10 protein-coding genes are annotated in these 12,445 nt (G+C 71.6%); 5 read left to right on the forward strand and 5 right to left on the reverse strand.

Going from position 1 to position 12,445, the window contains the following annotated elements:
• Positions 1 to 100: 100 nt before the first annotated feature.
• Entirely contained in the window at positions 101 to 1,108 is a 1,008-nt protein-coding gene (gene meaB / locus ACQPZK_RS25835) for a methylmalonyl Co-A mutase-associated GTPase MeaB (RefSeq protein WP_433535432.1), read from the reverse strand.
• Positions 1,105 to 2,289 (reverse strand): acetyl-CoA C-acetyltransferase, encoded by a 1,185-nt coding sequence (locus ACQPZK_RS25840; protein ID WP_433535433.1) that lies wholly within the window; start codon positions 2,287 to 2,289, stop codon positions 1,105 to 1,107. The genes meaB and ACQPZK_RS25840 overlap by 4 nt, the downstream gene beginning before the upstream one ends.
• A gap of 60 nt (positions 2,290 to 2,349) precedes the next feature.
• Here ACQPZK_RS25840 and mce point away from each other — a divergent pair, with 60 nt between their 5' ends.
• From mce to ACQPZK_RS25860, 4 genes are all read left to right on the forward strand, one after another.
• Positions 2,350 to 2,823: a methylmalonyl-CoA epimerase gene (gene mce, locus ACQPZK_RS25845; RefSeq protein ID WP_433535434.1), complete on the forward strand. Its 474-nt coding sequence runs from the start codon at positions 2,350 to 2,352 to the stop codon at positions 2,821 to 2,823.
• 362 nt (positions 2,824 to 3,185) lie between these two features.
• Entirely contained in the window at positions 3,186 to 4,541 is a 1,356-nt protein-coding gene (ccrA, locus tag ACQPZK_RS25850; protein ID WP_433539319.1) for a crotonyl-CoA carboxylase/reductase, read from the forward strand.
• A gap of 286 nt (positions 4,542 to 4,827) precedes the next feature.
• The gene (locus ACQPZK_RS25855) at positions 4,828 to 6,093 is read left to right on the forward strand and encodes a cell division protein DivIVA (RefSeq protein WP_433535435.1); all 1,266 of its coding nucleotides are present in this window, start codon (positions 4,828 to 4,830) and stop codon (positions 6,091 to 6,093) included.
• Between the two features lie 177 nt (positions 6,094 to 6,270).
• The gene (locus ACQPZK_RS25860; protein WP_433535436.1) at positions 6,271 to 8,535 is read left to right on the forward strand and encodes a hypothetical protein; all 2,265 of its coding nucleotides are present in this window, start codon (positions 6,271 to 6,273) and stop codon (positions 8,533 to 8,535) included.
• Positions 8,536 to 8,590: 55 nt separating this feature from the next.
• Here ACQPZK_RS25860 and ACQPZK_RS25865 read toward each other — a convergent pair whose 3' ends face one another.
• Positions 8,591 to 9,616 carry an IS30 family transposase gene (locus tag ACQPZK_RS25865; protein ID WP_433535437.1) on the reverse strand — a complete coding sequence of 342 codons (1,026 nt, stop codon included), beginning with the start codon at positions 9,614 to 9,616 and terminating at the stop codon, positions 8,591 to 8,593.
• A gap of 194 nt (positions 9,617 to 9,810) precedes the next feature.
• Here ACQPZK_RS25865 and ACQPZK_RS25870 point away from each other — a divergent pair, with 194 nt between their 5' ends.
• Positions 9,811 to 11,067 carry an AI-2E family transporter gene (locus ACQPZK_RS25870; protein WP_433535438.1) on the forward strand — a complete coding sequence of 419 codons (1,257 nt, stop codon included), beginning with the start codon at positions 9,811 to 9,813 and terminating at the stop codon, positions 11,065 to 11,067.
• 17 nt (positions 11,068 to 11,084) lie between these two features.
• On the opposite strand, the gene ACQPZK_RS25875 is transcribed toward ACQPZK_RS25870, so the two are convergent.
• On the reverse strand, positions 11,085 to 11,882 hold the full coding sequence (locus ACQPZK_RS25875) for an alpha/beta hydrolase (RefSeq protein ID WP_433535439.1): 798 nt from the start codon (positions 11,880 to 11,882) through the stop codon (positions 11,085 to 11,087).
• Positions 11,883 to 12,084: 202 nt separating this feature from the next.
• Complete coding sequence (locus ACQPZK_RS25880; RefSeq protein WP_210909751.1) at positions 12,085 to 12,414, reverse strand: hypothetical protein; 330 nt, start codon at positions 12,412 to 12,414, stop codon at positions 12,085 to 12,087.
• Between the last annotated feature and the right edge of the window lie 31 nt (positions 12,415 to 12,445).

The raw sequence follows: 12,445 nt of genomic DNA on the forward strand, positions 1-12,445 counted from the left end.
GACCGACCTGATCGTTCGGTCCGCTGCCGGCCGCGAGCCTACTAAAACCGGAGGGCGCTTCGCGTCCAGGCACGCGGGGGGTGCAGCCGTTGGGCCCGGGTCAGTTCGCCAGTTGGGCGAGCAGCTCGTCCGCCGCCGCGTACGGGTCGATGGCGCCCTCGGCGACCTTGGTGGCGAGCGTGCTCAACTCCGTACCGTCGCGCAGGGAGCCCATCCGGGCGCGGAGGGCGCCGAGCGCGATGGCCTCGATCTCGGCGGCGGCCCGCGCCTCCTGCCGGCGACGCAGCTCGCCGTGCTCGACCAGCCAGCCGCGGTGCTTGTCGAGGGCGGCGGCGATGTCGTCGATGCCCTCGCCCCGGGCCGCGATCGAGCGGACCACCTGCGGCCGCCACTGCCCCGGCCCGCGCTCGCCGAGCGCGATCATGCCCTGGATGTCGCGGACCGTGGCGTCGACGCCGTCCCGGTCGGCCTTGTTGACGACGAACACGTCGGCGATCTCCAGGATGCCCGCCTTGACGGCCTGGATCGCGTCGCCCATGCCCGGGGCGAGCAGCACCAGCGTGGTGTCGGCCAGCGAGGCCACCTCCACCTCGGCTTGCCCGACGCCGACGGTCTCCACCAGCACCACGTCGCAGCCGGCGCCCTCCAGCACCCGGACCGCCTGCGGCGTCGCCGCCGCCAGCCCGCCGAGGTGGCCCCGACTGGACATCGAGCGGATGTAGACGCCCGGGTCGGTGGCGTGGTCCTGCATCCGCACCCGGTCGCCGAGGATCGCCCCGCCGGTGAACGGACTGGACGGATCGACCGCCAGCACGCCCACCCGATGGCCGCGCGCCCGCAGCGCCCGGACCAGTTCGTTGGTGGTGGTCGACTTGCCCACCCCGGGCGAGCCGGTCAACCCGACCACCTGGGCCTGACCGGCGTAGGGCGCCAGCGCGGCGGCGATCGCCGGCAGCAGACTGTCGCCGTTCTCCACGAGGGTGATCAGGCGGGCCACCGCCCGTGGGTCGCCGGTGCGCGCGCGCTCGACCAGCAGCGGTACGTCCCGGCTGCGACGCACCGACGTGGTGCCGGCCGCCGCCGGAGCGCTCTCGGCCGCCTCGCTCACTGTGCCGGCACGTGGATGATCAGCGCGTCGCCCTGACCGCCGCCACCGCAGAGCGCCGCCGCGCCGGTGCCGCCACCGCGCCGCTTGAGCTCCAGGGCGAGAGTGAGTACGAGACGCGCGCCGGACATGCCGATCGGGTGACCGAGGGCGATGGCGCCGCCGTTGACGTTGACCTTGTCCGGGCTGATGCCGAGGTCACGCGTGGACTGGATGCCGACCTGCGCGAAGGCCTCGTTGATCTCGATGAGATCCAGGTCCTCGATGCTCAGGCCGCCCTTCTTGAGAGCGTGGTTGATCGCGTTGGACGGCTGCGAGTGCAGGGAATTGTCCGGGCCGGCCACGTTGCCGTGCGCGCCGACCTCCGCCAGCCAGGTCAGGCCCAGCTCCGTGGCCTTGGCCTTGCTCATCACGACCACGGCGGCGGCGCCGTCGGAGATCGGCGAGGAGCTGCCGGCGGTGATGGTGCCGTCCTTGGTGAAGGCGGGCCGCAGCTTGCCCAGCGACTCGACGGTGGTGTCCGGCCGGATGCCCTCGTCGTCGCTGATCACCAACGGGTCACCCTTGCGCTGCGGGATCAGCACCGGCGTGATCTCCTCGGCGAAGTGGCCGTTCTTCTGCGCGGCGGCGGCCCGCTGGTGGCTGGTCGCGGCGAAGGCGTCCTGCTCCTCGCGCGTGATGCTGTGCTTCGTGCCGAGCCGCTCGGTCGACTCGCCCATCGAGCAGCAGTCCCAGGCGTCGCTGAGCCCGTCGTGCGCCATGTGGTCCTTGACCACCACGTCGCCGTACTTGTAGCCGGTGCGCTGACCCATGAGCAGGTGCGGGGCGTTGGTCATCGACTCCATGCCGCCGGCCACCACGATGTCGAACTCGCCGGCCCGGATGAGCTGGTCGGCAAGGGCGATCGCGTCCAGGCCGGACAGGCAGACCTTGTTGATGGTCAACGCCGGCACGGACATCGGTACGCCGGCCTCGACCGCCGCCTGCCGGGCCGGGATCTGACCGGCGCCGGCCTGGAGCACCTGCCCCATGATCACGTACTGGACCTGGTCGGGGCTGACACCCGCCCGCTCCAGAGCGGCCTTGATGGCGATCCCGCCCAGCTTGGTGGCCGGGAGGTCCTTGAGGTTGCCCAGCAGCCGGCCCATGGGGGTCCGCGCGCCGCTGACGATCACCGAAGCCATGCCTGCCTCCGAGGGGTGCCGAGCTGTACGCCTGAACGATGGTTCGGTCAGACTATCGCCATGGCTGAGAACTCCCCCGCCGAGCCCGGTGCGGACTACGTCACAGACATCGGGCTTCGCAAGATCGATCACGTCGGCATCGCCGTCGCCGACCTGGATGCCGCGATCGAGTTCTACCAGCGGACCTTCGGGATGCGCTGCGTACACGTCGAGACCAACGCCGAACAGGGCGTACGGGAAGCGATGCTGGCCGTCGGGCCGACCGCCGAGGGCGGCTGCGTGCAGCTGCTCGCCCCGCTCGGCCCGGAGTCGACGATCGCGAAGTTCCTGGACCGCAACGGACCGGGCGTGCAACAGGTCGCGTACACCGTGGCGGACATCGACGTGGCCTGCGCGGCGCTGCGCGAGCGGGGGATGCGGCTGCTCTACGACGAGCCGCGGCGGGGCACCGCGGACAGCCGGATCAACTTCGTCCACCCGAAGGACGCGGGCGGCGTCCTGGTCGAGCTGGTCCAACCCGCCGCAGCCCACTGACCGCCCCCACCGGGCCCTCGCCTCCCTGGTGATCAAGAGGTTTGCGTCATCTCGGGGCCCGGATCTGACGCGAACCTCATGATCACCGGGGAGGGCGGGGGTGGGGCGGCGCGGGGCGGTGCTGCGGGGGCGACGCGCTCGACGGTGCGCGGTTTTCGCGCTGGTCGGGCACCTTCACGCATCGGCGGATGCAGTTTTTCACAGAGGACTTCCGGCTTTAGCTACCGTTCAGTAACGTCCCGGCCCACAGGAGCGCGACCGGTGCCGGATGTGTCGAATGCCGACATGGCGGTCGTGTCCCACCGGCGCCGACGATGGCAGCACCCGGGCCCGCGCGGGTGCGGGACGAACCGGAGGTCACCGTGCAGGACATCCTCGAAGCGATCATGGCGGCGGAGGAATCGAACGACCCGGACCGGGAGTTGGCCGGCGTCGCCGGACTTCCCGTACCGGAGAGTTACCGAGGCGTGGTCGTCCGCGCCGAGGAGTCCCGGATGTTCGACGGCATGTCCACCCGGGACAAGGACCCCCGCAAGGCGCTGCACGTGCAGGAGGTGCCGACGCCGGAACTCGGACCGGGCGAGGCGCTGATCGCCGTGATGGCCAGCGCGATCAACTACAACACGGTGTGGACCAGCATCTTCGAGCCCGTGTCCACCTTCCGGTTCCTTGAGCGTTACGGCCGGGTCTCCGAGCTGACCCGCCGGCACGACCTGCCGTACCACGTGGTCGGTTCGGACGCGGCGGGCGTGGTGCTGCGTACCGGCCCCGGGGTGACCCGGTGGGTGGCCGGCGACGAGGTCGTCGCGCACTGCCTCTCGGTCGAGCTGGAGGACGCGGCCGGGCACGACGACACGATGCTCGACCCGCAGCAGCGCATCTGGGGGTTCGAGACCAACTTCGGCGGGCTGGCCGAGCTCGCCGTGGTCAAGGCCAACCAGCTCATGCCCAAGCCGCGGCACCTCAGCTGGGAGGAGGCGGCCAGCCCGGGGCTGGTCAACTCGACCGCGTACCGGCAGTTGGTCTCCCACCACGGCGCCAACATGAAGCAGGGCGACGTCGTGCTGATCTGGGGCGCCTCCGGCGGCCTCGGCGGGTACGCCACCCAGATGGCCCTCAACGGTGGCGCCATTCCGGTGTGCGTCGTCTCCTCGCCCGAGAAGGCCGAACTGTGCCGCAGCATGGGCGCGGAGCTGGTCATCGACCGGGCCGCCGAGGGCTTCCGGTTCTGGAAGGACGAGGAGACCCAGGACCCGGACGAGTGGCGGCGGTTCGGTGAGCGGATCCGTGAACTCACCGGCGGCGAGGACCCGGACATCGTCTTCGAGCACCCCGGTCGGGAGACGTTCGGCGCGAGCGTCTACGTGGCCCGTCGCGGTGGCACCATCGTCACCTGCGCGTCCACCAGCGGGTTCCAGCACCAGTACGACAACCGCTACCTCTGGATGCACCTCAAGCGGATCGTGGGCAGCCACTTCGCCAACTACCACGAGGCGTGGCAGGCGAACCGGCTGGTCGCGCTCGGCAAGGTGCACCCGACGGTGTCCCGCACCTACTCCCTCGAGCAGACCGGCCAGGCCGCGTACGAGGTGCACCGCAACGCGCACCAGGGCAAGGTCGGCGTGCGCTGCCTCGCGCCGTCGGACGGGCTGGGTGTCCGGGACGGGGAGCTGCGGGCCCGGCACGAGGAGGCGATCAACCGGTTCCGGGGACACTGAGCGGGACACCGGCCGGACGGATGAGCACCCGATGGCCAATGCGGTGATCGGCCATTGTTCTTCCACCCGCATTAGCCCGAACCCATCCGGGTCGAACAAAGGGCCACGGGACAGACCCCGTGGCCCTTTTTCACGTCACGCTGCGTGGCCTCCACGCGGCCCGGGAGCTGCCAAGATCGCCGATTGGTCCAGGTACGACAGCCAGGCCAGTTGACCATGTAAAGAGGAGACGAAAGCTTCGCACCGCTCTTGCGAAGCACCCTGGGGCGTCTGCCAGTATGTCCCAATGCCCCAGCAGCAGTCCTCCCCTCTCGCGTTCTTCGATAACGCGAACTCGCAGCCAGATTTCACCGTTGGCCTGCGCGGATACAACACTCACCAGGTCGATGACTTCATCGGCCGGATGACCGCCGCGCTGACCCAGTCCGAGCAGGCTCGTGCCGAGGCCGAGCAGCGGATGAACGACGCCCAGCGTCGCCTCCGCCAGGCCGAGCAGCGCATGAGTGCGCTGGAGCAGAAGCTCACCGACACCAACAAGCAGCTCGAAGAGAACAGCCGGCCCACCCTCTCCGGGCTCGGCACCCGCGTCGAGCAGATCCTCCGGCTCGCCGAGGAGCAGGCCAACGACCACCGCAACGAGGCCAAGCGCGAGTCGGAGGGCATCCTCTCCGCCGCCCGCCTCGAGGCGCGGGAGATCACGGACAAGGCCCGTGCCGAGGCCGCCGCGATGAAGGCCACCGCGGAACGCGAGGCGGGCAACCTGCGTACCGCCGCCGAGCGGGAGGCCGCCGAGGTCCGGGTGCAGGCCCGCCGCGAGGCCGACACGCTGCGCGCCGACGCCGACCGCGAGACCAAGCAGCTGCGGACGGTCACCGCACACGAGGTGGCCGAGCTGAAGTCGACCGTGGAGCGGGAGGTGGCCACCCTGCGCGCCACCGCCGAGCGGGAGATCACCCAGCAGCGGGCCAAGGCCGCCCGCGAGGCCGAGGAGAAGCGCGCCGAGGCCACCAAGCTGCTGACCGACGCGCGGGACAAGCGCGACAAGGACCTCCAGGCGCTGGAGCTGCAACTCGCCGAGCGGCGCGAGAAGGCCGAGCGCGAGGAGTCCGAGCGGCACGCCGCCCAGGTGGCGCAGACCCAGAAGATGGTCAGCGAGGCCGAGCAGCGCGCCCGCGCCGCCCAGGAGCGCGCCAAGGAGATCGAGCAGCGCGCCGAGGCCCGTCGGGTCGAGTCGGAGCGCAACGCCGCCGAGACGATCGACAAGGCCAAGGCGCTCTCCGACAAGACGCTCAACGAGGCCAAGGCCGAGTCGCAGCGCCTGCTCACCGAGGCCCGCACCGAGGCCGAGCTGACCACCCAGGCCGCCCGCCGCGAGGTCGAGGACCTCACCCGGCAGAAGGACGCGGTCACCTCGCAGCTCGGGCAGATGCTCTCCGGGCTCGCCGGCATCGTGCCCGGCGTTCCCGCGGCGTCGCCGGCCGCGGCGACGAAGTCCGAGACGAAGAAGACCGACGGCGCTCAGGAGCGGGTCACCGCGGAGACCGCCGGCTGACGCGAGGCGTCAGGTCGGGGCATCGACGGCGCGAGGTGACACCGGGTAACCGGTGTGACCTCGCGCCGTGTGCGTTTCCCAACCCGTGGTCTGACACCCTCGCGCCGGAGTGAAGTAGGTCCCACAAGCGGCGTCCGTATCGCCCCAGCCGCGGGCGATGCGTGTGAGGATGGGGGCATGTCGCACGGCGAGGAACTGTTCGCTCTCGGCGGGGATGTGACCACGGAGCCCAGCTTCGAGTCCGCTCTGCGGGGGTACGAGAAGAAACAGGTTGACCGGTACGTCGCGCGTGCCGAGCACGAGATCGCGACCCTCGCCGCCGAACGGGAACAGGCCTATACACAGATCCACAAGCTCGCCGGCCAGGTCGAGGTGCTGCAGCGGGATCTGACCCAGGTCCGCAAGCAGATGAACGTGGTCGACCGGGCCTCCTTCCGGCACCTGGGTCCCCGGGTCGAGTCGATCCTCACCCTCGCCGAGGAGCAGGCCGAGCAGATCCTGTCCGCGGCCAACGAGGAGATCGACGCCCGCCGGGCCGCCGCCGAGCACATCATCGAGGAAGCCCGCGAGCAGGCCGCCCGGGCATTGAAGGACTTCGAGATCGCCCTCGCCGCCCGGCGTCAGGAGGAGGAGCGGCACAGCGCCTCCCGCCGCGCGGAGGCGGACGAGACCCTGCGCTCGGCCCGGGACGAGTCGGCGAAGCTGCGCAAGGCGGCGCAGGACGAGCTGGCCAAGGCCCAGCAGGAGGCCACCCAACTCCGGGACACCGCCAAGGAGATCCACACGCGGGCCCAACAGGAGGCCACCAAGCTGCGCGAGGAGGCCCGCGAGGCGCTGGCCACCGCCCGCCAGGAGGCAGCGGAGCTGCGCGAGGCGGCCAAGGAAGTACACGTCAAGGCCCAGCAGGAGGCCAAGCGGCTCACCGACACCGCGACCGAGGCGGGCCGGGCGACCCACGCCAAGGCCCAGCAGGAGGCCAAGCAGATCATCGACGACGCGTCGATGGCCGGCCGGGCCACCCGGGCCAAGGCCCAGCAGGAGGCGGAGCGGCTCACCACGCAGGCGTCCGAGGCGGCCAAGCGCAGCCGGGCGGAGACCGAGGCGTACGTGCAGCGCATGCGCAGCGAGACCGAGGCGTACGTGCAGCAGTCCCGGGCGCAGACACAGCAGGAGCTCGGCGCCTGGCGGGCCGGTGTGGAGCAGGAGGTCAACTCCCGGCGCGAGGCGGCCGATCGGGAGCTGGCCCAGCGCCGGTCCACCGCCGAGCAGGAGTTCGCCAAGCGCCGCGACGAGCTGGACAAGCAGCACGAGTCCCGCCAGCAGGAGCTGGAGTCGGGCTGGACCGCACGCCGGGACGAGCTGGAGACCTCCTACACCGCACGCCGCGACGAGTTGGAGACCGAGTACACCACCCGCAAGAACGAGATCGAGCAGGGCGCGGACGCCATCCGCCAGACAGCCGAGGCGGACGCGGCGACCCTGCGCGAGCGCGCCGAGACCGAGGCCGCCGAGATGCTGAGCCGCGCCGAGGCCGAGGCGGGTGACAAGCGCCGCAAGGCCGACGAGCACGTCGCGGCCTCGCGCCGCCAGTTCGAGGAGTACGCGGCCACCACCCAGCAGCATCTCGCGACCACGCAGCAGCACCTGGCGGCGACGCAGCAGGAGGCGGCGGCGGGCCGGCAGCAGCTCGCTCAGGTGATGTTGGAGATCGCGCAGGCCCAGCAACAGCTTGCCGACCTGCGGCAGGAGACCTGGAAGGCCCGGCAGGAGTCGGACGAGATCGAGCGGCAGATGACCGAGCTGCGGTTGCGCAGCGTCGCCGGCCCCGTCGACGGCCCGACCGCGCCGACGGCCGCCGATCGACCAGACGCGCCGGCTTCGGCAGCGACCGTGGCGGCCAACGGCAGCGCCGTGAGCGCGACGACGGGCAGCGCCGTGAGCACGACGACGGGCAGCGCCGTGAGCACGACGACGGGCAGCGGGACCGGTCCGGGCGACGGCGACGGTTCCGACGCGCCGCTCGAGGCCGCGACCGTGTCGGCCGGCGGTGGTAGCCGCCCGGGTGACGGTGACGCCGCCACGAGCGCTGACGCCGTTGACGGTGCGGCCGTCAGCGGTGCCGGGGGTGACGGTGCTGTCGGTAGCGGCCCGGCCGGTGGTCTCAAGGCCGCGCCCGCTGACGCCCCGGTGAGCGCCGGCGCCGACGAGGACGGGCAGCCCACCACCCGGCCGGTGGCCGAGCCGGTGACCACGGTCGACGGTGGTACGGCCAGTGCCGGGGTGGACGGCGAGCCGACGGTGGCCGCGGTCCCCGGCGAGGGTGGCCGGGGCGCCAAGCCGACCAAGATCACCAGCACGGGCGAGAACGGCAAGCGTCCCAGCAAGCCGACCACCGACGAGCGCAGCGCCAAGCCCAGCAAGGTCACCATCGAGAAGGACTGACGGGCGCCCGCACCGAGCTTCGAGATCTTGGACAGTTTCCGTCCAGCGGGCGGGTTCAACCGGTGGTTGCAACACCGAGGAGTTGGGTCATCTTTTCGCCGGGGGTGGCCCAGCCCAGGGTCATGCGGGGGCGGTCGTTGAGTTCGTCGGCGACGTGGTCGAGGTCGGCTTGGTCGATGGTGGTGAAGTCGAATTGGCCTTTGGGGAAGTACTGGCGCAGTAGTCCGTTGGTGTTCTCGTTGCTGCCGCGTTGCCAGGGGCTGTGCGGGTCGCAGAAGTAGACCGGGCAGTCGGTGGCGATGGTGAAGTCCCGGTGTCGGGCCATCTCGACGCCCTGGTCCCAGGTCAGTGAGGCCCGTAACCGTTGCGGGAGCCAGGTCATCGCGGCGGCCAGTTGGGACACGACGTGTTCGGACACCTTGCCCTCGGGCAGGGCTACCAGGATGACGAACCGGGTAGCGCGTTCGACCAACGTGGCGATCGCGGAACCACCGCGTCCACCGCGACGCACCCCTTCCAGGAGGTCACCCTCCCAGTGCCCGGGCACCGCCCGGTCAGCGACCTGCGCCGGCCGGTCCGCGATACGCAGATCAACCCAGGGTCGGGCGGAACGCACCGCCCCGGCTGACGCCGCCCGGGCACGGCGAGCGGCCCGACCCGAGCGCAACGCCACCTGCCGCGTCAACTCCGCGCGCAGATTACCCCGCGCCTGCAGATAGATCGCCTGGTAAATCGTCTCGTGCGACACCCACATCTCCGGCGTGTCCGGGAACTGCACCCGCAGCCGAGCACTGATCTGCTGCGGCGAACGACGTCGCCGCAGCATATCCAGCACCACCTCCCGCAACGGCCCGCCACCGGCCAACCGCGGCACCCGACCAGGGCGGTTATGCCGCAGAAACGATGCCCACTGCGCCATCGACGGCTGATACCGCTGCCCGTAACGCTCGAACCGACCCACCTCCCGCGAAATCGTCGACGCCGCCCGACCCAACCTGCGCGCGATCGACCGCACCGACTCACCCGCCGCCCGACCCAACCCGATCTGCTCCCGCTCCAACGCACTCAACCTCGACGCCATAACCACCCCAACGACCACCACCAACAAGGGGTGTTGCAACCACCGGTTGAGCCCAAGGCGCGAACGGAAACTGTCCAAGATCTGCGAGTCGACCGGGCGGTGCGCAGCCCACGGTGGATTGACGGGCTTGTGGTCGACCGCGATCCTGGGGTGGCTACGCTCCTGGCGTCCCACGGACTGACCCGGAGGTTCTGGTGCCGCAGCATGACCCGTCGGCCGACGGCCCGGACGCCGCGCCCCCGCCGCCCGGACAGACGACTCCGACCGAGCCCGGAACAACTCCGACCGAGCCCGGAAGCACTCCGACCGAGGCCAGAAGCACTCCGACCGGGCCCGAGACGCCGCCACCGGTGCCCGTTCCGGCCCCGGGATTCGACCCGGACGAGCCTCCGGCGGTTCCGTCGGGGAAGTTCGGCACCCCGGGGCGTCCGCTGCGGCGGAGCAGCTTCCTGGTCGGTTTCACCGGCGCGCTGGGCGTGCTCCTGGCGTACACCCTCTATCTGGGGATTCGGAATGCCGGCGGCATTCTGGTTCTGGTGGTGATCGCGCTGTTCCTCGCGGTGGGCCTCAACCCGGCGGTCGTACGCCTGCGCACCTGGGGTGTGCCCCACGGCCTGGCGGTGGCGGTGGTGGCGCTGGCCGTGGTGCTGCTGCTCTGCGGCGGCATCGTGGCGCTGGTCCCGCCGATCGTGACGCAGTCCGGGCAGTTCATCGACCAGATCCCGAGCCTGCTCGACGAGTTGCGTCGCAATCCCACGGTCAACGACCTGGTGGAGCGGTACGACGTGGTGGAGCGGGTGCAGGGCGCGGCCAACGCCGACACCATCGGCCGGGCGCTCGGCGGGGTGCTCGGTGGTGCCCAACTGATCTTCGGCACGGTGTTCCGGACGCTGACCGTGCTCGTGCTGACCATCTACTTCCTGGCCTACTTCGACAAGCTGCGCTCCCTGGGCTACGCGCTGGTCCCCCGGTCCCGCCGCGAGCGGGCGGCGTTGATCGGCGACGCGATCCTCACCAAGGTGGGCGCGTACATGGTCGGCGCGTTGAGCATCGCGGTCCTGGCCGGCGCGACCACGTTCGTCTTCGCGCTGATCGTCGGCCTGCCGTACCCGTTCGCGCTGGCCGTGGTCGTCGCCGTCACCGATCTGATCCCGCAGATCGGCGCGACCCTGGGCGCGGTGATCGTGAGCCTGGTCGGCTTCGCCGCCGACCTGCCCACCGGCATCGCCTGCGCGGTCTTCTTCCTCGTCTACCAGCAGGTCGAGAACTACCTCGTCTACCCGAAGGTGATGCGGCGCTCGGTCGAGGTCAACGAGGTCGCCGCCCTGCTGGCGGCCCTGCTCGGCGTGGCGCTGCTGGGCGTGGTGGGCGCGCTGATCGCCATCCCCACGGTGGCCGCGCTGCAACTGATCCTGCGTGAGGTGGTACTCCCCCGCCAGGAACGGAACTGAAGACCGGTTGCGCCGGGTCAGTCGGCCGGGCCGGGAACGGGCGTGTCGGCGAAGGCGGCCACCGTCCGGTCGGCGTACGCGCTGACGTCGCCGGCCTCCATCGGCCCGTCCCAGGTCGTCGGCAGGGGCACCTCGACCGCCGGGTTGACCCGCTTGACGATCTCGTCGAGCACCGTCTCCGCGTCGCCCACCCAGAGGTGCTTCGCGCCGGGCACCCCGACCACCTCGGCCTGTGGCACCGCCGCGAACCGTTCCCGCGCCTCGGCCGGACGCAGGTAGTCGTCGAACTCGGGTACCAGCGCCACCAGCGGCCGACCGGACGTGGCCCAGGTCGCCAGGTCGTCCGGCGTCGAGAAGCGCAGCGGCGGGGAGAGCAGGATCGCGCCGGCCACGGCCGGGTCGCAGCCGTACCTGAGGGCCAGGTCGGTGCCGAACGACCACCCGACCAGCCAGATGTTCGGCAGTTCGGCGAACTCCGCGTACTCGATCGCGGCGGCTACGTCGTACCGCTCGCCCACCGCGCCGTCGAACGAGCCCTCGCTGGTGCCGCGCACGCTGCTGGTGCCCCGGGTGTTGAAGCGCAGCACGGCCAGATCGGCCAGCGCGGGCAGCCGCCAGGCCGCCTTGCGGAACACGTGGCTGTCCATCATCCCGCCGTGCGTGGGCAGCGGGTGCAGGCAGACCAGGGTGGCCACCGGCGGCCGGTCGGCCGGCAGGGCCAGCTCACCGACCAGCTTCAGACCGTCGGCGGTGTGCAGCTCGATGTCCTCCCGGCGGCCGGGCAGGATCGACGACGCGCGGATCGCTGTGCTCACCGCCCCAGTCTGTCGCGAAGTCGGCGTCGCCGCCCGCCCAGGCACGAACAGCGTGATCCAGGTCGCTCAGCCGCAGCGCGAGGCGTCCCGACTGCGCCGCGGAGCCGCACCGCGAGGCGATCCGGCTGCGCCGCCGTGCCGCACCGCGAGGCGTCCCGACTGCGCCACCGTGCCGCCGCGCGAGACCCGCCGGCCGGGTTGCTCAGTAGCGCGGCGTGCCGCGGCCGCGCTGCACCGCCGGGCCGCGCCGGTCGCGGGCACGCCAGCAGCCACTGTGCCAGTGCCGGCGGTCGGTCAGGTCACCCAACCCGTCGGCCGGCCAGGCCACCAGGTGCGCCACACCGGGCCGGATCTCCTGATCACAACCCGGGCAGCGGTACGTCTTGATCGACGCGCCCGCCCCGATCCCGCGTACCTGCCAGGCGCCGTCGGTCCACTGCTGCACCGAGGCGACGCCCTGGCGGACCCGATCGGCGTCCAGGTTGGCGTTCTCGTCCCGGCGAGGGCGGTTGCGACGGGGGCTCACAGTCACCAAGCGTACGGTCACCTCGGGCGGATGGCCC

The sequence above is a fragment of the Micromonospora sp. CA-249363 genome, assembly GCF_050950185.1.
GTDB lineage: Bacteria > Actinomycetota > Actinomycetes > Mycobacteriales > Micromonosporaceae > Micromonospora.